At 62.4% G+C, this 20,716-nt stretch carries 17 protein-coding genes and 1 pseudogene; 9 read left to right on the top strand and 9 right to left on the bottom strand.

Annotated elements, in window-relative coordinates:
* Positions 1–23 precede the first annotated feature (23 nt).
* From creC to rpsL, 8 genes are all read right to left on the bottom strand, one after another.
* Positions 24–1,445, bottom strand: coding sequence for a two-component system sensor histidine kinase CreC (gene creC / locus ACP7DW_RS10885; protein ID WP_426054974.1), 1,422 nt, complete (start codon positions 1,443–1,445; stop codon positions 24–26).
* Positions 1,442–2,122 carry a two-component system response regulator CreB gene (gene creB, locus ACP7DW_RS10880; RefSeq protein ID WP_426054975.1) on the bottom strand — a complete coding sequence of 227 codons (681 nt, stop codon included), beginning with the start codon at positions 2,120–2,122 and terminating at the stop codon, positions 1,442–1,444. Before creB ends, creC begins: the two co-directional genes overlap by 4 nt.
* Positions 2,123–2,222: 100 nt before the next feature.
* Positions 2,223–3,068, bottom strand: a complete 846-nt coding sequence (locus ACP7DW_RS10875; RefSeq protein ID WP_426054976.1) for a DUF817 domain-containing protein — start codon at positions 3,066–3,068, stop codon at positions 2,223–2,225.
* Positions 3,069–3,283: 215 nt separating this feature from the next.
* The gene (gene rpsJ / locus ACP7DW_RS10870; RefSeq protein WP_010394389.1) at positions 3,284–3,601 is read right to left on the bottom strand and encodes a 30S ribosomal protein S10; all 318 of its coding nucleotides are present in this window, start codon (positions 3,599–3,601) and stop codon (positions 3,284–3,286) included.
* A gap of 178 nt (positions 3,602–3,779) precedes the next feature.
* Positions 3,780–4,970 carry an elongation factor Tu gene (gene tuf, locus ACP7DW_RS10865; protein WP_070345915.1) on the bottom strand — a complete coding sequence of 397 codons (1,191 nt, stop codon included), beginning with the start codon at positions 4,968–4,970 and terminating at the stop codon, positions 3,780–3,782.
* 72 nt (positions 4,971–5,042) lie between these two features.
* Positions 5,043–7,148 carry an elongation factor G gene (fusA, locus tag ACP7DW_RS10860; protein ID WP_071079773.1) on the bottom strand — a complete coding sequence of 702 codons (2,106 nt, stop codon included), beginning with the start codon at positions 7,146–7,148 and terminating at the stop codon, positions 5,043–5,045.
* 108 nt (positions 7,149–7,256) lie between these two features.
* A complete protein-coding gene (gene rpsG / locus ACP7DW_RS10855; RefSeq protein ID WP_010394377.1) occupies positions 7,257–7,727 on the bottom strand; it encodes a 30S ribosomal protein S7 in 471 nt (156 codons plus the stop codon).
* 152 nt (positions 7,728–7,879) lie between these two features.
* Positions 7,880–8,263, bottom strand: coding sequence for a 30S ribosomal protein S12 (gene rpsL, locus ACP7DW_RS10850; RefSeq protein ID WP_010394376.1), 384 nt, complete (start codon positions 8,261–8,263; stop codon positions 7,880–7,882).
* A 433-nt stretch (positions 8,264–8,696) separates the two neighbouring features.
* Here rpsL and ACP7DW_RS10845 point away from each other — a divergent pair, with 433 nt between their 5' ends.
* Positions 8,697–10,616 (top strand): phosphoethanolamine transferase, encoded by a 1,920-nt coding sequence (locus ACP7DW_RS10845; protein WP_426054977.1) that lies wholly within the window; start codon positions 8,697–8,699, stop codon positions 10,614–10,616.
* Between the two features lie 9 nt (positions 10,617–10,625).
* Here ACP7DW_RS10845 and ACP7DW_RS10840 read toward each other — a convergent pair whose 3' ends face one another.
* Entirely contained in the window at positions 10,626–12,218 is a 1,593-nt protein-coding gene (locus ACP7DW_RS10840) for a MutS-related protein (protein ID WP_426085149.1), read from the bottom strand.
* Between the two features lie 246 nt (positions 12,219–12,464).
* Here ACP7DW_RS10840 and ACP7DW_RS10835 point away from each other — a divergent pair, with 246 nt between their 5' ends.
* The 8 genes and pseudogenes from ACP7DW_RS10835 (at position 12,465) to ACP7DW_RS10800 (ending at position 20,715) form a co-directional block, all read left to right on the top strand.
* Positions 12,465–13,730, top strand: a complete 1,266-nt coding sequence (locus ACP7DW_RS10835; RefSeq protein WP_426054979.1) for an efflux RND transporter periplasmic adaptor subunit — start codon at positions 12,465–12,467, stop codon at positions 13,728–13,730.
* A 37-nt stretch (positions 13,731–13,767) separates the two neighbouring features.
* Positions 13,768–14,496 (top strand): ABC transporter ATP-binding protein, encoded by a 729-nt coding sequence (locus tag ACP7DW_RS10830; RefSeq protein ID WP_426054980.1) that lies wholly within the window; start codon positions 13,768–13,770, stop codon positions 14,494–14,496.
* Positions 14,497–14,505: 9 nt separating this feature from the next.
* Positions 14,506–15,816 carry an ABC transporter permease gene (locus tag ACP7DW_RS10825; protein WP_426054981.1) on the top strand — a complete coding sequence of 437 codons (1,311 nt, stop codon included), beginning with the start codon at positions 14,506–14,508 and terminating at the stop codon, positions 15,814–15,816.
* Between the two features lie 30 nt (positions 15,817–15,846).
* Positions 15,847–17,082 (top strand): ABC transporter permease, encoded by a 1,236-nt coding sequence (locus ACP7DW_RS10820; protein WP_426054982.1) that lies wholly within the window; start codon positions 15,847–15,849, stop codon positions 17,080–17,082.
* Between the two features lie 28 nt (positions 17,083–17,110).
* Positions 17,111–18,463: a sigma-54-dependent transcriptional regulator gene (locus ACP7DW_RS10815; protein ID WP_426054983.1), complete on the top strand. Its 1,353-nt coding sequence runs from the start codon at positions 17,111–17,113 to the stop codon at positions 18,461–18,463.
* 14 nt (positions 18,464–18,477) lie between these two features.
* Entirely contained in the window at positions 18,478–19,782 is a 1,305-nt protein-coding gene (locus ACP7DW_RS10810) for a sensor histidine kinase (RefSeq protein WP_426085205.1), read from the top strand.
* A gap of 11 nt (positions 19,783–19,793) precedes the next feature.
* Positions 19,794–19,931: pseudogene (locus tag ACP7DW_RS10805) on the top strand (PEP-CTERM sorting domain-containing protein); the annotation flags it as partial.
* A 4-nt stretch (positions 19,932–19,935) separates the two neighbouring features.
* A complete protein-coding gene (locus tag ACP7DW_RS10800; protein WP_426054985.1) occupies positions 19,936–20,715 on the top strand; it encodes a spermidine synthase in 780 nt (259 codons plus the stop codon).
* Position 20,716 lies beyond the last annotated feature (1 nt).

Below are 20,716 nucleotides of genomic sequence, written 5' to 3'. Positions count from 1 at the left end.
AGTCCGGAAATAATTGCAAGGCGCTACACCAGCGGCAGGCGCAGGCACGCGCAGGCGCCGCCATCGCGATGATTGAGCACTTCGGCCGTGCCGCCATGCAGGGAAGCGACCTCGCGCACGAAGGGCAGGCCCAGGCCCGTGCTCTTGCCAGTACTCGGGCGCGGCAGGGAATAAAAGCGCTCGAAGATACGTTCCAGCGCATACGCGGGGATGCCCTCGCCGCGGTCGCGCACGGCGATTTCCACCTGGCTGCCGTGGCGCTGCGCCGTCAGCTCGATGCAGCTGCCCGGTGGCGCGAAGCCGGCCGCGTTGTCGAGCAGGTTGCCCAGCGCCTGGCGCAGCAGCAGGGCGTCGCCCGCCACACTCCCCTCTTCCGCCTGCACCTGCAGGCGCACGCCGCGCGCCGCCAGGGTGGCGGCCGCGTCCTGCGCCACGTGCGCCAGCAGCGGCCCCAGCGCGATGCGCTCGGGGTTATCCAGCCGTTGCTGCTTTTCCACGCGCACCAGGGCCAGCAGCTTGTCGATCAGCTGCCGCTGGCGCGCATTCTGTTCCAGGATACTGGCGAGGAACTGGCGCCGCTCGGCCGGCGGCATGTCTTCCTGCAGCAGCTCGGCCGATGCCTGGATGGCGGCGATCGGGCTTTTCAATTCATGCGCCAGGGTGTGCATCAGCTGCTCCACGTATTCCTTGCCTTCCAGGCGCGTGCGCATCGCCTCCAGCGCCCGCCCCAGGGTGCCGATCTCGTTGCTGCCCAGCGCCGGCAGCGCCACCTTGCGCCCTGCTTCCACGTCGCCGATGTAATGCATCAGCTTGCCCAGCGCATGGTGCAGCCACCAGGCGAACGCCAGACCGATCAGCAACGACAGCAGCAACAGGATGGCGCCGCGCTGCAATATCTTGCGCTGGCTGCGTTCGACAAAGGCTTGCACGCTGGCATTCGGCTTGGCCACCGTCAACACGCCGATCACGTCATTGCCGTCGCGGATCGGCGCGGCCACGTGCATCACGGTCGACATCTCGTCGTCGGGCCGGCTGCGCGTGCTGCGCGCGCCATACTTGCCCTGCAAGGTCAGATACACGTCATTCCAGCGCGAATAGTCGCGCCCCACGTCGCGGCCGCTGGAATCGAACAGCACGATGCCGTGCCGGTCCGTGATGGTGATGCGGTAGTCGAGCGTGCGCTTGCGCACGCCATTGATATTGACGTCCACGCCATGGCGCGCATAGTCCTGCATGCGCTCGGCCACGGGCGATTGCGCCAGCGTGCCCGCCCTCACGTCGGGCGCCACCAGGCTGGCCAGCAGTTGCGAGGTATCGACCAGCGTATCCTCCAGCGTCGAGCGCACACCCGGCTTGACCTGCTCCATGAAGACGTTCAGCAAGAACCACGCGGCCAGGCCGACGATCAGGAAGTAGCCGAGCAGGATGCGCAGGCCGATCTTCATGCGCCGGCCAGGCTGTAGCCGAGGCCACGGTGGGTGTGGATGGGGTCGGCCTGCGCGTCGATGGCGCGCAGCTTGGCACGCAGCGATTTGACGTGCGCGTCGACGGTGCGCTCGAGCGTGTCGGGCGCCGCGCTCCACACGCGCGCCATCAGCTGCGCGCGCGACAGCACGTGGCCCGGGTGTTCCAGCAAGGTTTTCAGCAGCAGGTATTCATAGCGGGTCAGGTCCAGCGGCTGGCCGTGAAACAGCACTTTCGCCTCCGGCGCGCGCAACTCGAAGCGCGCCGGCGCTGGCGCGGCGCCGGCGCCTGCACCTGCGCGGCGCAGGATGACGCGGATGCGCGCCACCAGTTCGCGCGGCGAGAACGGCTTGGTGACGTAATCATCGGCGCCGATTTCCAGGCCGACGATACGGTCGATCTCATCGCTGCGGGCCGTCAGGAAGATCACCGGCACCTCGGAAAACTGGCGCAGCCGGCGACACACTTCCAGCCCGCTCATGTCGGGCAAGCCGATATCGAGCACCACCAGTTGCGGTACGGTCTCACTGCGCAGCACGGCAAGCGCCTGCTCACCCAAGGTCACATGGCGCGGCGTAAAGCCGTCCGTGCGCAAGGCATAGGCGATGCTGTCGGCGATCGCCTGTTCATCTTCCACGATCAGGACAGTCTTGGACATGGCGGCGGCACACATTAATGGACAAGTCCGGAGTATCCCTGAAGCGGGCAAGCGGCGTCAATCGCGCGCCTTGCCGTGCGCGGGCAAAAAGCCGCCCGGCCTAAGGCTGGGCGACGTGGATGCTGGCCTTGATGTGCTTGAGGTGGGCCACGATGGTAAACGTCATCACCACCAGCAGCGACCATGAACTCCATTTGCTGACATGCACCACCGACCAGGCGCCAAGCTGGTTCGGATAACGCCACACGCCCCAGAAGGTGCTGATGTTTTCGGCCAGCCAAATAAAGAAGCCGACCAGCACGAAACCGAGCAGCAAGGGCATGCTGCGGTCGCGGTCGAGCGGACGGAACACCACGCTGGTGCGCGCGTACAAGCCCAGCGCGCAGGCGGCCAGATACCAGCGGTAGTCGCCGATGTAGTGATGGGTGAAGAAGTTGGCGTAGATGAGCAGCGCGATCAGCACCGCCATCCAGTACGGCGGATGGTGGCGGATCCGCATGTCGAGCAGGCGCCAGGTCTGGATGATGTAGCTGCCGACGGCCGCATACATGAAGCCGGAAAACAGGGGCACGCCGAACACCTTGCTGTAGGCGAAGTCGGGATAGCTCCATGACTGGATCGCCCCCGATACCTTGAACACTTCCAGCGCGAAGCCGACCGCATGAAACAGGCAGATGGCTTTCAACTCATCCCACGTTTCCAGGCCGCTCCATACCATTGCACCCTGGATCGCCAGCGCTACCAGCAGCAGCACGTCATAGCGCGGCAGGCCGAACAGGCCGGCGCGCGGCACCAGGAACACGGCAGCAAAAAACAGTCCCACGAACAGGCACGACCTCGCCTCCTTGATGCCGAAATACAGGAATTCGGTCAGGAAGCGCGGCCAGCCGCGCAAGCGCAGACGGGGAGTCGCATTTAACAGGTGGGTATCGAGGGCATTGAGCATGCGGCAACTTTATCGACCCGCTGCAGCACTGTAAAGCGGTTTTGCACGCGTACGCGGGTGTCGCCCGTGCCGGGCAGGCACCAATGGCAATGGGGCCGGGCGCACTCACGATTGTGAGCAGGCCCGGCCCCATCATCAGGCAGCGGGACACCCCGCCGGCCTGGAACAGCTGTCAATACCTGGTGCTACGGTATTGTCAGCCGCCCTTGAAACTCTTATTGCAGTTTGATTTCAACATCAACACCAGCTGGCAGGTCCAGCTTCATCAGCGCGTCAACGGTTTTGTCCGTTGGGTCAACGATGTCCATCAGGCGTTGGTGCGTACGGATCTCGAACTGATCGCGCGAAGTCTTGTTGACGTGCGGGGAACGCAGCACATCGAAACGCTGAATACGGGTAGGCAGTGGTACTGGGCCTTTGACGACAGCGCCGGTGCGCTTCGCGGTTTCAACGATTTCCAGAGCGGACTGGTCGATCAGTTTGTAATCGAAAGCCTTCAGGCGGATACGGATTTTTTGGTTTGGTGCCGACATGATATTTCCTTAAAAGAACGAACCGCGCGGTCTGCACGGCAATGAGGTCATACGGGAATTTCTGACGCAACAACCGTCAGGGTCGACATGATAGCACCAAAATGCTTGCCAACCCCGGCAGTTGAATAAAAAGAAGGGCGCCGGGCGACGACGCGTCTTCTTTATGCAGGCTTAAGAATTAAGCCAGGATTTTTGCAACAACACCAGCGCCGACGGTACGACCGCCTTCACGGATAGCGAAGCGCAGGCCTTCTTCCATCGCGATCGGGTTGATCAGCTTGACGGTGATCGACACGTTATCGCCTGGCATGACCATTTCTTTGTCTGCTGGCAACTCGATCGAACCAGTCACGTCCGTCGTGCGGAAGTAGAACTGTGGACGATAGTTGTTGAAGAATGGCGTATGACGGCCGCCTTCGTCTTTCGACAGAACATAGATCTCGCCGGTGAAGTGCGCATGCGGCTTGATCGAACCTGGCTTGGCCAGAACTTGACCACGTTGCACGTCTTCACGCTTGGTGCCGCGCAGCAGCAGACCAACGTTGTCGCCTGCTTGACCTTGGTCCAGCAGCTTGCGGAACATTTCCACGCCGGTGCAAGTCGTTTTGACGGTATCGATAATACCGACGATTTCGATCTCTTCGCCGACTTTGACAATGCCGCGCTCGATACGACCGGTCACCACGGTACCGCGACCCGAGATCGAGAACACGTCTTCCACTGGCATCAGGAAAGCACCGTCAACAGCGCGCTCTGGCGTTGGGATGTAGGAGTCGAGGGCATCGGCCAGACGCAACACTGCATCCACGCCCATTTCGCCTTCTTTGCCTTCCAGCGCCATACGTGCCGAACCTTTGATGATAGGCACGTCGTCGCCAGGGAACTCATACTTCGACAACAGCTCGCGCACTTCCATTTCAACCAGTTCCAGCAGCTCTGCGTCGTCGACCAGGTCGCACTTGTTCAGGAACACGATGATGTATGGAACGCCAACTTGGCGGGCCAGCAGGATGTGTTCGCGGGTCTGTGGCATTGGGCCGTCAGCTGCGGAGCATACCAGGATCGCGCCGTCCATCTGCGCGGCACCGGTAATCATGTTTTTGATGTAATCGGCGTGGCCTGGGCAGTCAACGTGCGCGTAGTGACGCGATGCCGTTTCGTACTCGACGTGGGCGGTGTTAATCGTGATACCGCGCGCTTTTTCTTCTGGTGCTGCATCGATCTGGTCGTATGCTTTAGCTTCGCCGCCGAATTTCTTCGACAGAACCGTTGCGATTGCAGCGGTCAGCGTGGTTTTACCGTGGTCGACGTGGCCGATGGTGCCGACGTTGACGTGCGGCTTGGTCCGTTCGAATTTACCTTTTGCCATTTTATTCTTCCTTAGAACAATGATTTAAATGTAGGGACCGGCATTCTCGTGAAAGCCGGCCCGGAACTTCTATTACTTAGCTTTCGAGCTTACGATCGCTTCAGTCACATGCTTAGGTGCTTCAGCATAGTGCTTGAATTCCATCGTGTAAGTCGCACGACCTTGGGTCGACGAACGCAACGATGTGGCGTAACCGAACATTTCCGACAGAGGCACTTCGGCCTTGATGATCTTGCCGCCACCACCAGCAATTTCATCCATGCCTTGCACCATACCGCGACGCGACGACAGATCGCCCATCACGGTACCGGCGTAGTCTTCCGGCGTTTCCACTTCCACGGCCATCATCGGCTCCAGGATGACTGGCGATGCTTTGCGGCAGCCATCTTTGAATGCCATCGAAGCGGCCATGCGGAATGCATTTTCGTTCGAGTCAACATCATGGTACGAACCGAAGAACAGCGTGACTTTCACGTCAACAACTGGATAACCAGCCATCACACCCGAAGTCAGCGTGTCGCGCACACCTTTTTCAACTGCAGGGATGTATTCGCGAGGAACGGTACCGCCCTTGATCGCGTCAACGAATTCGAAGCCCTTGCCCGGTTCTTGCGGTTCGATCTTCAGAACCACGTGACCGTATTGACCACGACCACCCGATTGCTTGACGAATTTGCCTTCCGACTCTTCGCACACTTTACGGATCGTTTCGCGGTAAGCCACTTGTGGCTTGCCGACGGTCGCTTCAACGTTGAATTCGCGCTTCATGCGGTCAACGATGATGTCCAGATGCAACTCGCCCATACCGGCGATGATGGTCTGGCCCGATTCTTCATCGGTACGCACGCGGAACGATGGATCTTCTGCGGCCAGACGGTTCAGCGCCAGGCCCATTTTTTCCTGGTCGGCCTTGGTTTTTGGCTCGACTGCCTGCGAAATCACCGGCTCAGGGAAGACCATGCGCTCCAGAACGACGCTTGCCTTTTCGTCGCAAAGCGTATCGCCAGTGGTGGTGTCTTTCAGACCCACGACGGCAGCGATGTCGCCAGCGCGCATTTCCTTGATTTCTTCGCGCTCATTGGCTTGCATCTGCACGATACGGCCAATACGCTCACGCTTCTGCTTCACGGAGTTCAGGACCGAATCGCCCGAATTCAACGTGCCCGAATAGCAGCGGATGAAGCACAGCTGACCGACGAACGGATCGGTTGCGATCTTGAACGCCAATGCCGAGAATTTCTCATTGTCGTCGGCTGCGCGCTCAACTGGCTGCTCGTCCTCGTCCAGACCTGGGACAGGTGGAATGTCGATTGGCGATGGCAGATACTCGATGACCGCGTCCAACATGGCTTGTACGCCCTTGTTTTTAAAGGCGGTACCGCACAGCATTGGAACGATTTCGCTGGCGATGGTACGCTGACGCAGAGCAGCCTTGATCTCGGCTTCCGTCAGGTCGCCTTCTTCCAGGTACTTGTTCATCAGTTCTTCGGACGCTTCAGCAGCGGCCTCAACCATGTTTTCGCGCCACTTGGCCGCTTCAGCAGCCAGATTCGCAGGAATGTCGCCGTATTCAAACTTCATGCCTTGCGAAGCGTCATCCCAGATAACCGCTTTCATCTTGACCAGATCGATAACACCGGTAAAGAGGTCTTCAGCGCCGATAGGCATCTGGATAGGCACTGGGTTGGCCTTCAGGCGCGAACGCATCTGATCGTAGACCTTGAAGAAGTTGGCGCCGGTACGGTCCATCTTGTTCACGAAGGCCAGACGTGGCACTTTGTACTTGTTAGCCTGGCGCCACACCGTTTCCGATTGTGGCTGCACGCCGCCGACTGCACAGTAAACCATGCAGGCGCCATCCAACACGCGCATCGAACGTTCCACTTCAATGGTGAAGTCAACGTGACCTGGGGTGTCGATGATGTTGATGTGATGCGGAGGGAAGTTGTTTGCCATGCCCTTCCAGAAGCACGTAACAGCAGCCGAGGTAATCGTGATGCCGCGCTCTTGCTCTTGCGCCATCCAGTCGGTGGTAGCGGCGCCATCATGGACTTCGCCCAGCTTGTGGTTCACGCCCGTGTAGAACAGAACGCGCTCGGTGGTGGTCGTCTTACCTGCATCGATGTGAGCGGAGATACCGATATTGCGGTAGCGCTCAATGGGGGTCTTGCGGGCCATAATTAATCCTAAATGAATGGACAAAACCGAGCAGCATTTTTTTGCAAAAATGAGCCCGGCCTCGAACAACAGATGCTTGACAGCCGCCTTGCGGTAGCTGGCTTTATATTAGAAGCGGAAATGCGAGAACGCTTTGTTCGCTTCAGCCATACGATGGACTTCGTCGCGTTTTTTCATCGCGCCGCCGCGGCTTTCAGCCGCTTCCATCAGCTCACCGCCGAGGCGTTGTGGCATCGATTTTTCGCTGCGCTTGTTAGCAGCTTCACGCAACCAACGCATGGACAGAGCCATACGACGGACTGGGCGAACTTCGACCGGCACCTGGTAGTTTGCACCACCGACGCGACGGGATTTCACCTCAACCAGCGGCTTGGCGTTGTTGATTGCGGTAGCAAAAACTTCGAGCGGATCTTTGCCCGATTTTGCTGCGATGTGCTCGAAAGCACCGTAGATGATGTTTTCTGCAACCGATTTCTTACCGGACAGCATCAGCACGTTTACAAATTTAGCGACATCAGTGTTGCCGAATTTTGGATCTGGCAAAATTTCGCGCTTGGGTACTTCACGACGACGTGGCATATCAATTCCTTTCAATCTTCAGTTGAGCGCGCGTTCTTCGCACACTCGCGGACGACCATCATAGTCTTCCACTTACTCGACCAGATGCGGTCGACTACATTCACTTAGCTAGTTGCCACTGAGCGAAACTTGGGTTTGCTGCGTACAACTTATTACTTCTTGCCTGCTTTAGCGCGCTTGGTACCGTACTTCGAACGCGATTGCTTACGGTCTTTAACGCCTTGGGTATCCAGAGCACCGCGAACCATGTGGTAACGCACACCCGGCAAATCCTTGACGCGGCCGCCGCGCAACAGCACAACACTATGCTCTTGCAGGTTATGGCCTTCACCGCCAATGTACGAAATGACTTCGAAACCATTGGTCAGGCGAACTTTAGCGACTTTACGCAGAGCCGAGTTAGGCTTCTTTGGAGTCGTGGTGTAAACACGTGTGCAAACGCCACGTTTTTGCGGGCTGTTTTCCAGCGCCGGCGATTTGCTCTTCACGGTCAAAGCGACGCGTGGATTGCGAATCAATTGATTGATGGTTGGCATCGTTATAAATCCAACAAAAAACTACGATTAATAACCCGGGCAAGATGCCCGGCGACTAAAACCTCGTCCCGCTTCCATCTACTGCGCACCGGAGGCGCCCGCAGCCACTCGATAAGGAGCGGCCATGAAATGCCAAGTAATGCGTAAACGATGAGCAGAATAAAATCGAGAACTCGCTAGTTTAGACCTTGTGTTACAGGGGGTCAATCAGTTTACCGCTTTTTGCTATAAAAAAAGGCAAAAAAGAGGCGGTTTTGTGGCATTTTGACTAATCTTTGGCTGCGGCGCGCAGACGCCGGCACCTCGCGGTGCTTGATGATTTGGCACTCTTTCTCTGCAACCAAGCATCTGGCACGCGCATTCTTGTACGACCGCAAGACAACAAAAGGATTGATAATAGCGGACATTTTTCGCTGCCCTCCCGCCCACCCTTATGCGCTTCTTGCTTCGCCCTGCCACTCTGTTCCTGCTCCTGACGTATGCTTTGCTGACGGCCGTGCCCTTCGTCCCCGCGCTGCTGGGGCGTGCGCCCGAGCATCCCTGGCAGATGCTCAGCTTCGAGCTGCTGGCCTGGCTGGCCGTCTGGAGCGTGTTCAAGCGCCCAGCGTACTTCCACTGGCTGCTGGTGCCCGCCTTCCTGGCCCTGCCGACGGAAATCTACCTGTTCATCTTCTATGGCCAGGGTATTTCCACGCACCACCTGGGCATCATCTTCGAAACCAGCCCCAAGGAAGCGATGGAATTCCTCGGGCAAAAAGTGTGGCTGATGGGCGCCGTCATGCTGGGCGTGATCGCCTGGTGCGCGCTGGGCTGGTTTGCCGCCACGCGCACGCGCGAGCTGGACTGGCGCGGCAAGACGCGCCCGGCCGCCTTCGTGCTGCTGCTCCTGCTGGGCGGCTTCTGGTGGTATGGCCACGAATTCGGTTACGAGGCCAAGGTGCTGCATGGCACGTCGGCCAAGGCCAGCCATCCGGCGGCCAGCGGCAAGGCGGGCGCCTCCGGCTTCGGCGACGCCAGCTCGGCCGACGACGAGACGGCCGAGGAAGACGAGGAAAGCAGCAAGCCGGAGAACGCCAGCATCGCCGGCGCCGACGAGACGGGCCTGGGCTGGCCCAGCCTGCCCCACTGGGCGCGCCTGCCGTACGCGTTCGACACCGTCAGCAATTCCTGGCCCTTCGGCCTGGCCGCGCGCGGCTTCGATTTCTACAAGGAGCGCAAGTACCTGGCCGAATTGGGACAGAAAAGCAGCAGCTTCCGTTTCGGCGCGCACCAGCAACAGCCCGATGCCCATCCGGAAGTGGTGGTGATGGTGATCGGCGAATCGTCGCGCTACGACCGCTGGAGCCTGAACGGCTACGAACGCGACACCAATCCCCTGCTGAAACAGGAAAGCAACCTGGTGCCGCTGGCCGACGTCATCACGGCCGTTTCCGCCACGCGCCTGTCCGTGCCCGTCATCATCTCGCGCAAGCCGGCCACGCAAAGCCTCAAGGATGGCTTCTCGGAAAAATCCTTCCTCACCGCCTACAAGGAAGCAGGCTTCAAGACGTACTGGCTGTCGAACCAGATTTCCTTCGGCCAGTTCGACACGCCCGTGTCCGTGTTTGCCAAGGAAGCGGACGTGGTGCAATTTTTGAACCTGGGTGGCTTTACCAACAATTCGAACTTCGACCAGATCCTGTTCGACCCGTTCAGGAATGCGCTGGCCGACCCGGCGCCGAAAAAACTCATCGTGCTGCACACGCTGGGCAGCCACTGGAACTACAGCCAGCGCTACCCCAAGCAATTCGACAAGTGGCAACCGTCGCTGTTCGGCGTCGACAAGCCCGTCTACACGGACACGGCCATCAAGCCGCAGCTCAATAACAGCTACGACAGCTCCATCCTGTACACGGACTGGTTCCTGTCGAACGTGATCGGCATGCTGAAGGACGATGGCCAGCGCACCGCCCTGCGCAGCTCGCTCGTCTACGTGGCCGATCATGGCCAGACCCTGTACGACGGCACCTGCCGCCTGGCCTTCCATGGCCACAACACGCAATTCGAATTCCACGTGCCCGCCTTCGTCTGGTATTCGCCGCAATTCCAGCAGCACTATCCGGACAAGGTGACGCAGCTGCAGCGCCATCAGAAGGCGCGCCTGTCGACGGAAAACATGTTCCACACGCTGCTCGACCTGGGCGACATCCGCTTCGCCGGCGAACAGCCCGAGTGGAGCATCGCCAGCCCCCGCTTCAAGCAGCACAAGCGCTACGTCGACAGCTATGGCTGGACCAACTACGACAACGCCATCATCCGTGGCGATTGCCGCGAAGTGATCGACAAGAGCACGCCGGAAAAGCAGGACAAGTAAGGGCGGCCATCAGGCCCGTTCGAGGACGCCGCCGCAATCGGCCGGTTGCGCCATGTGCGTGCTGAGCCAGTCAAAGACGCGCCCCGCCTTGTCCGCGATGCCGGCGTCAAAACCGCGCTGCGCCAGCAGGGCGATGCCATTGGTGGCTTGCAGCACGCCGGGCGCCAGCTGCAGCGCGCCGGCGTCATCGCGGCGCACGCACCACGGCGCCAGGCAGTCTTCCAGCAGCGGCCCCAGCACCAGGTTGTGCGACGAGACGATCACCAGGTGGCGCGCGGCCAGGGAATGCAGCACGGCGGCCGCGGCCGCCACCGATTCGAGGTGGTTGGTGCCGCGGAAAATTTCGTCGATCAGGAACAAGGCCGGCGCGCCCGCTTCGGCCAGCGCCAGCAATTCGCGCGCGCGCCGCAGCTCGGCGATATAGAGACTTTCGCCGCCATCGAGCGAGTCTTCATTCTGCATGCTCGAATACAGCGGCAGCATGGGCACCTGGGCCGCCTGCGCATAGCAAAAGCCGAAGGCGCGCGCACTGATCAGATTGAGACCCACGCCACGCAGCAGGGTACTCTTGCCGATGGCATTCTGGCCCGAGATGAAGGCGCCGCGGCCAGCGAGCTGCAGCGACAGCGGCACGGCGCCGTCCAGCAGCGGATGCACCATGGCATCGAGCGACAACTGCCGCGCATCGGCTTCCTGCGCCCAGCAAAACTGCGCGCGAGCGCGCAGGTGGCGCGCCAGGGCCAGGTCCGCCTCCAGGTCGGCCAGCAGCAGGAAACTCTGGCGCAAGAAGGCGCGTTCGCGCCGCACCACGCGCAGGCTGTGAAAGTAGCGCCGGATATTGCCCAGCATGAGCCAGTCGTCATATTCGCTCAGCAGGGGAATCATCTTGATCCAGCGTACTGGCGTGATCTGGCGGTTGATCACGCCGGCAGCCCGCCCACCTTCTCGCAGGTCCGCCGTGAACGCCGTATCGAGCGCGCCCAGGCGGCCATGCACCAGCAGTATCTGCTGCAAGGTAAAGACGCTGCGCTCCCACGGTTTGCAGCGGTCGTAAAAACGCATCTGCAAGGCCATCAGCAAGAGCCAGACGGGCACCGCGAAGGCCCATGCCAGCGGCGCAAACAGCCACGCGGCCAGCAGCGACGCCAGCAGCGCCAGGGTCGGCAGCAGCAGCCAGCGGCTCCACCACGGTGGTGCTGGCGGCGCTGCGCCGCACAGCAGCGCCGCCACTTCCATGTCTGCCGTGCGCAGCGGCTGCATGGCTTGCTCGAGCACCGCCTGCTGTGCCGGCGAAGCCAGCAAGGCCGCGATGCGCGCCCGCGAGGCGGCGCCCGCCATGCCGCTGGCCAGGCGCTGGTGCAATCGCTGCTGGCCAAGAATGCTGGTCTGCGTGGCCAGTTGCGCATGGTAGGCGTCGAGCAGCATTTCATCCCACGTCTGGCTATCGAGCTGGGGCAAGCCACCCTCGATCCGCTGCAGCATGGCGATGTCGCTGGCGGAAAATGGATAATCGAGTTCCGCCGGCTCGGGCAGGCTGGCAAACTGGCGCAGCCAGTGTTTCAAACTGGCAAACGGGGAAGGCTTGGGCGACGAGACAGGCATCATGCTCCAGGAAGGGGGCCAGCATGGCGCCGCGCGCCATCACTGCATGGGCCGCAGATCAGGTCGATTGCCAGAATATCAAGATCCATGCGCACACGCCGCGACACTGCCGCGCACGCGGACACCGCCGGGACAGCGCGGACACGGCGGACAGCCGGACACCAAGAAAAATGTCCATTCAAATCAACGACTTGATCACTGGCACGAATCCTGCATTGGAAAAGGCATCCTTCACGAGACCTGACCATGATCCGCGATACCTCCTCCCAAGATGCCGTGCTGTCCGCCCCACCCGGCCAGCGCCACAAGCGACGCGCCCTGCTGCTGGCCGGCACCGTCATCGTCATCGGCGCGGCCATCGCTGCCGTTGCCGGCTGGCGCAACAGCGAGCACTCCGTCAACAGCAGCCGCCTGCGCATCGCCGACGTCACGCGCGGCACCCTGATTCGCGACGCCGCCGTGAACGGCCGCGTGGTGGCCGCCATCAGTCCCACCCTGTACTCGACCACGGTAGCGACCGTGACATTGAAGGCCAAGGCCGGCGACACGGTGAACAAGGGCGACATCCTGGCCGTGCTGGAATCGCCTGACCTGTCCGACGCATTGAAGCGCGAACAATCGAGCGTGCAGCAACTGGAAGCCGAGGTGGCGCGCCAGCAGATCCTGGCAAAGAAACAGAAGCTGCTGGCGCGCCGCGAAGCCGATACGGCGGAAATCGAACGCCTGTCCGCGCAGCGTACGCTGGAACGCTATGAAAGCGTGGCGCAGGTGGGCATCATCGCCAAGATCGATTACCAGAAGGCCAAGGATGCCTTGAATTCTGCCGACATCCGCAGCAAGCACGCTTCGCAGGCGGCGGGCCTGGAAAGCGAAGACGTGACCCTGGCCTTGAAAACCAAGGCGAATGAGCTGGAACGCCAGCGCCTGAGCCGCGACAATGCCCAGCGCCGGGTCGACGAGCTGACCGTGCGGGCCCCCGTGAATGGCTTCATCGGCACCCTGTCGGTGGCCAACCGCAGCGTGGTGCAAGCCAATACCGCCCTGATGACCCTGGTCGACCTGTCGCAGCTGGAAGTGGAGCTGGAAGTGCCGGAAACGTATGTCGCCGATATCGGCCTGGGCATGCGCGCCGAGATCGAAACGGGTGCCATCAAGGCGACCGGCAAACTCTCGGCGCTGTCGCCCGAAGTGGTCAAAAACCAGGTGCTGGCGCGCGTGCGTTTCGACGGCGCGCAACCGGCCGGCCTGCGCCAGAACCAGCGCGTCACGGCGCGCCTGCTGATCGATGAAAAACCAAATGTGCTGATGCTGGCGCGCGGCTCCTTCGTCGAAGCCGAAGGCGGCCGTTTCGCCTACGTCGTGCGCGACGGCGTGGCGATCCGCACGCCGATCAAGCTGGGTGCCACCAGCGTGTCGGCCGTGGAAATCCTCGACGGCCTGAAGCTGGGCGACAAGGTGGTCGTCGCCGGCACGGAAGCGTTCGAGAACGCGGCCCGCGTTTCCCTCAATTAGTCAGCTGCACCCACTCCATTCCATCAAGAGGTCCACCATGCTGCGCATGCAAAATCTGAACAAAGTCTATCGCACCCACATGATCGAAACCCACGCGCTGCGCGGCTTCGACATCCATGTGCAACAAGGTGAATTCGTCACCGTCACGGGACCGTCCGGCTCGGGCAAGACGAGCTTTCTGAACATCGCTGGCCTGCTGGAAGAATTCACCGACGGCGAATACATCCTCGACGGCGTCAATGTCCGGGGCATGGACGACAATGCCCGCTCGCGCCTGCGCAATGAAAAACTCGGCTTCATCTTCCAGGGTTTTAATCTGATCCCCGACCTGTCGCTGTTCGACAATGTCGACGTGCCGCTGCGCTACCGGGGCTTCAACCGCGCCGAGCGCAAGGAGCGCATCGAGGACGCGCTGGCCAAGGTGGGACTGGCCTCGCGCATGAAACACTATCCGGCCGAACTGTCGGGCGGCCAGCAGCAGCGCGTGGCGATCGCGCGCGCGCTGGCCGGCTCGCCCAAGCTGCTGCTGGCCGATGAGCCGACAGGGAACCTGGACACGCAAATGGCGCGCGGTGTGATGGAACTGCTGGAAGACATCAACGCGCAAGGCACCACCATCCTGATGGTCACGCACGATCCGGAACTGGCGCTGCGCAGCCAGCGCAATGTGCACATCATCGACGGCCAGGTGTCGGACCTGGTGCACAAGGGGCCATCGCTGGCCAGCAGCCAGGCCAAGGCCGGCAGCAACGCCGCCACTGTCTGAGGATCGCCCATGTTCCAGTACTACTTTCTGCTCGGCCTGCGCAGCCTGCGCCGCAACCCTGCCCTGACGGCACTGATGGTGATGACACTGGCCATCGGCGTGGCCGCCAGCATCTCTACCCTGACCATCCTGCATGTCATGTCGGGCAATCCCCTGCCGCACAAGAATGGCCGCATGTTCGTGCCGCTGGTCGACAATGGCTCTCTCTCCGGCTATACGCCGGGAAATACATCGGGCGACAAACAGCTCAGCTACCGCGACGCGGTCAATTTCCAGAACAGCAAACTGGGCGAGCGGCGCAGCGTCATGTTCGGCGTGGGCGGTGCCATCGAGCCGCAGCGCAAGGACATCGGCGCCTTCACGTCGCAAGGCCTGGCCGCCTACCGCGATTTCTTTCCCATGTTCGAAACGCCCTTCCTGCATGGCCAGCCATGGAGCGAGGCCGACGATGCCGCCGGTGCCGACGTCATCGTCCTGTCGCGCAAGCTGGCAGAAAAGCTGTACGGCGACAGCAATCCTGTGGGCCAGCGCATGACGCTCATGGGCTTCCAATACCAGATCACGGGCGTGCTCGATACATGGGAACCCGTGCCGCGCATCCATCGCATCATCGGCAGCGGCGCCTTTGGCAGCGAGGACAGCTACTTCATCCCGTTTACCAGCGCAATCCGCCACCAGACCAGCCATAACGGCAGCATGAACTGCAGCGGCAACCGGGAGCCGGGCTACCAGGGCACGCTCGATTCGGAATGCACGTGGATGCAGTTCTGGTTCGAGATGGCCAACGACGGCCAGCGCGGCGAACTGCAAAACTACCTCGACAGCTATGCGCAGGAGCAGCGCAAGCTGGGCCGTCTGAAACGCGCTGCGCCCAACCGCTTGTTCAGCATCGATGAATGGCTGGTGCACCTGCGCGTGGTGGGCAATGACAACAAGCTGTCGGCCTGGCTGGCCTTCGGTTTTCTGGCCCTGTGCCTGGTCAACACCATCGGCCTGCTACTGGCCAAGTTCTCGGTACGCGCCGCCGAGGTGGGCATCCGCCGCGCACTGGGTGCCTCGCGCAGCGATATCTTCCGCCAGTTCCTCGTCGAGACCACCGTCATCGGTCTGGCCGGCGGCATTTTGGGACTGTTGCTGTCCTTCGGTGCGCTGGCACTGATCGGCATGCAGTCGAAGCAGCTGACCGTCGCCGCGCACATGGACTGGGTGATGCTGGCCATGACCTTCGTCATCTCGGTGGCCGCAGCGATCCTGGCGGGCCTGCTGCCGACCTGGCGCGCCTGCCAGGTGACGCCGGCCATCCAGCTCAAATCCCAATGACAGAATCGACCGCACACGAATAGGATCACCATGGAAATCCGACCCATCCTGTCTGCGCTGATGCGCAGCAAAACCGGCGCCATCCTGGTCGCCGTGCAAGTAGCCCTGAGCCTGGCCATCCTGGCCAATGCCCTGCATATCGTCAACGTGCGCCAGGAAGTGGCGGCGCGACCCAGCGGCGTGGCGGCGGAAGGCGACGTCTTCCACCTGCTGGCGCGCAACCTGCGCCCGCTGGGTCACAACGAAGAACTCGCGCTGCAAAAGCGCCTGGCCGCGGCCGCGCGCGCCGTGCCGGGCGTCGTCTCGGTAGCGCAGGTGAGCCAGGTGCCGTTGTCGCGCAATGGCAGCAACAGCGGCTTCGCCGCCAGCCGCAAACAGGAAAATAGTTCCGCCGTTGCCGCCGTGTATATCACGCCCGATTCCCTGATCAAGACCTGGGGGCTGAAGCTGCTGGAAGGACGCGACTTCACGCCAGCCGAGATCGTCGAAATCGACCAGAACGTGACGGAAGAATTCCCCCCGCAAGTCATCGTCACGCGGGCGATGGCCGAGAAAATCCACCCTGGTGGCGGCAGTGCGCTGGGCATGCCGCTCTTCCTGGGTACCGGCGAAGGAGCGCAGCAATTACAAGTCGTCGGCGTCGTCGAGCGGCTGCAGAGCCAGGGTGCGGAAGTGGGTGACAAGGGAGAGTATTCGGTGCTGTTTCCCGTACGCCTGACGGGCGACGGCGATACCCTGCTGACCATCCGTGCCGAAGCGGGTCAGCGCGACCGCGTGATGAAAGAAGCCGAGCAGGCCATCCGCGCAGCCACGCCGGACAAGCTGATCCTGCGCCTGCGCACGCTCGATGAAGACCGCGACACGCGCTACCGTGCCGACCGCGCGATGTCGTGGATGCTGATCACCGTCTCGGCCCTGCTGCTGCTGGTGACCGCCAGCGGCATCGTCGGCATTGCCAGCCTGTGGGTGACGCAGCGCAGGAAGCAGATCGGCGTGCGGCGTGCGCTCGGTGCCCGCCGCGTCGACATCCTGCGCTATTTTTTGACGGAGAATTTCATGATTACCAGCGTCGGCGTGGCGGCCGGCGTGGTGCTGGCCCTGGGCTTGAACCAGCTGCTGGTAAGCCAGCTGGAAATGGCGCGCCTGCCCCTGCCCTACCTGCTTGGTGGCGCGGCCGTCTTCTGGCTACTGGGCCTGGGCGCCGTGTACGGCCCGGCCTGGCGCGCGGCCAGCATTTCGCCGGCCACTGCCACCCGCAGTACCTGAGTCGGCACCTGAGTGATATGCTGCGCGCATGCCTACCGTACTGATTATTGACGACAATGCCGCCGTGGCGATCGCGCTCGACGTGCTGTTCTCCCTGCACGAGATCGACGCCGTGCGCGCCGCCTCGCCCGAGGAAGGCCTGCAACTGCTGGAACGGCACGCCATCGACCTGGTGGTGCAGGACATGAACTTCACGGCCGACACCACCTCGGGCGAGGAAGGCAGCGCGCTGTTCCACGCCATCCGCGCGCGCTACCCGGACCTGCCCGTGATCCTGCTGACGGCATGGACCCAGCTCGACGCGGCCGTCGACCTGATCAAGTCCGGCGCGGCCGACTACCTGGCCAAGCCATGGGATGACCGGCGCCTGATCGCTTCCGTGCAGAACCTGCTGGAACTGGGGCAGGCCAACCGCGCGCTGCGCCAGCGCGTGGTGGCCGAGCGGCGCCAGCGCCACGCCCTGGAACACGACTTCGACTTGCGCGGCATGGTGTGGCAAGACCCGGCCACCGAAAGAGTCGTGCACCTGGCGTGCCAGGTGGCGCGTGCCGACGTGCCCGTGCTCATTTCGGGGCCGAACGGCAGCGGCAAGGAACGCATCGCCGCCATCGTGCAAGCCAATTCGCAGGTCGCCAGCGGTCCCTTCGTGGTGCTCAATTGCGGCGCCGTGCCGGTCGAGCTGATCGAGGCGGAACTGTTCGGCGCCGAGGCGGGCGCCTATACCGGCATCACGCGCGCGCGCGACGGCAAGTTCGACGCGGCCGACGGCGGCACGCTGTTCCTCGACGAAATCGGCAACCTGCCGCTGGCCGGACAAATGAAACTGCTGCGCGTACTGGAAACGGGACGCTTCGAGCGCCTCGGCTCAAACCGCGAGCGGCAAGTGAAGGTGCGCGTCATCAGCGCCAGCAACGCCGACCTGCCGGCGATGATCAAGGCCGGCACGTTTCGCGAAGACCTGTTCTACCGCTTGAACGTGATCGAACTGCGCCTGCCGCCGCTGGCGCAGCGCCCGCTGGACATCCTGGTACTGGCGCGGCATTTCCTGGGCAGCGAAAAAACCCTGGACGCGCAGGCGCAGGCGACCCTGCTGGCGCACGGCTGGCCGGGCAATGTGCGCGAACTGAAAAACGTGATGCAGCGCGCCAGCCTGCTGACGCCCGGCCCGGTGATCGGTGCGCAGGAAACGGGCTTGCCGCTGGCGGATGTCGCGTCACCGCGCGCGCCGCAGGATGGCGCCGCGACGGAGCCGGACCGCGACAGCGTCGCCGCGGCGCTCACGCGCGCACACGGCGTGGTGGCGCAGGCGGCGCAGGAACTGGGGCTGTCGCGCCAGGCACTGTACCGGCGCATGGAACGCCTGGGCATCGCGCGCGGCTGATGGCATTGCGTCCCATGCGCCTCTCCCTGCTCACGCGCTGGACGGCGCTGATCGTCACCTTGCTGGTGCTGGGCATCGTCATCGCCCTGCTGCTCGCGCATTTCTTGCCAGGCCAGCCGCTGCTGGTGCTGGCCGCTACCCTGCTATGCGTGCTGCCGGTGGCCGTCATTACCATCCGCGCGCAGCTGCAATCGATGCTGTCGCTGTTTCGCGCCTTGAGCGGCACGGTCGCCAGCTACCAGGATGGCGACTTCGGCTTCAGCTTGCGCTGGCAGCAGAACGATGAACTGGCCGACCTGGTGGCGGCCCACAATGCGCTCGGCGACGTGCTGCGCAAGCAGCGCCTGGACCTGGTGCAGCGCGAACTGCTGCTCGACACCATGGTGCAAAACACGCCGGTGGCCATGCTGCTGGTGGCCGAGGGCAGCGCCATCGTCTACGCCAACCTGGCCGCGCGCCAGCTGCTGCACCACGGCCGCCGGCTCGAAGGGCATCACCTGGCCGACATCGTGCGCGAGGCGGCGCCAGCCCTGGCCGAGGCGCTCGCGCGCCGCAACGACGGCTTGTTTACCAGCGGCGAAGGGGAACAGGAAGAGGTGTATCACCTGGCGCGGCGCAGCTTCAGCCTGAACGGGCGCAAGCATGAACTGCTGCTGCTGCGCCAGCTGACCCTGGAACTGCGGCGCCAGGAAGTGCAGACCTGGAAAAAAGTGATCCGCGTCATCAGCCATGAGCTCAACAACTCACTGGCGCCACTGGCCTCGCTGGCTCATTCCGGCGCCGAGCTGGTACGCCGCGGCCAGACCGAACGCCTGCCGCAGATCCTCGCCACCATCGAAGAGCGCACGCGCCACCTGGAAACCTTCATCCTCGGCTATGCGCGCTTTGCCAAGCTGCCCGCGCCGCGCCTGGCGCCATGCGAGTGGCAACCCTTCCTCGACAGCCTGGCTTCGCAAGCGGCCTTCACGCTCGACGGCCCGCCGCCGGCGCAGGCAGCCGTGTTCGATGCGGCGCAAATGCAGCAGGCGCTGCTGAACCTGCTCAAGAATGCGCTGGAGTCCGGCTCCAAGCTCCAGCATATCGGCCTGCACGTCAGCCAGGCGCATGGGCAGCTGCGCATCGAAGTGCGCGACCGGGGGCCGGGCATGAATGGCGCCGTGCTGGAAAACGCGCTGGTGCCGTTTTACTCCACCAAACGCAGCGGTACGGGACTGGGCCTGGCCCTGGCGCGCGAGATCGCCGAAGCGCATGGCGGACGCATCACCCTGGCCAACCGCGAAGGCGGCGGACTGGCGGTGACATTGATTCTTCCCTTCTGAACCTGGTTCCGGTTGCCGAGCCGGAAACGTATGCCATGCTGCTGGCCGGCCGAGGGCTATTGGGCTTCCTGGCACGGCGCCGCAAGCGATCTTGCGCTCCCCACCCACAAGGCGCTGCGGCGGTTTTTTTCACGTGGCTGCTACACTGACGCCATGACGACCAACTTTACCTCCACCAGCCATACCGCCTTCAGCCACCCGGGCCACCCGCCGGCCACCACCACCGAACACCGCGGCATCCGCTACCTGCACCTGGGGACCAAGTGGGTGCAGGGCGCCATGCGCCTGGACAAACCCGATGCCATCGAGCTCGAATACGTGCAGATGATGATGATGTGGATGCTGTTCAAGACGCAGCCCAAACGCATCGTGCAGCTGGGACTGGGCAGCGCCGCGCTGACCAAATTCAGCTACCGCCGCTTCCCCGACGCCACGGTCACGGCCATCGAACTCAATCCGAACGTGATCGCCATCTGCGGCGCCCAGTTTTCGCTGCCGCCGAACGATGCGCGCCTCGACGTGCGTGAAATGAATGCGCTCGACTTCGTGCTCGACCCCGTCAACCATGGCACGGTCGATGCGCTGCAAGTGGACCTGTACGACGAAGACGCGCGCGGCCCCGTGCTCGACACGCCCGAGTTCTACCAGGCCTGCTTCGACTGCCTGGCAGACGACGGCATCATGTGCACGAATGTCTTCGGCGACTTTCCCAACTACGACAAGAACTTGCAGGCGATGGAACTGGTCTTCGATGCCGTCGTCTGGGTGCCGGAAACGGAAGATGAAAACATCGTCGTGCTGGCCTTCAAAAAATCGCCATCGCTCGACTTCAGCGATTTATACGAACGCGCCGCCACCATCAAGAAGCAATTCAACCTGCCCGCCAAGAACTGGGTCAACGGCTTGAAGCAGTGGATGCAGGACCAGCAGTAAG

Source organism: Janthinobacterium sp. PSRC1-1, from assembly GCF_049897525.1.
Taxonomy (GTDB): domain Bacteria; phylum Pseudomonadota; class Gammaproteobacteria; order Burkholderiales; family Burkholderiaceae_D; genus Janthinobacterium; species Janthinobacterium tructae.
Note: the sequence above shows the minus strand (reverse complement) of the source record. Positions and strands in the feature narration are given on the sequence as shown.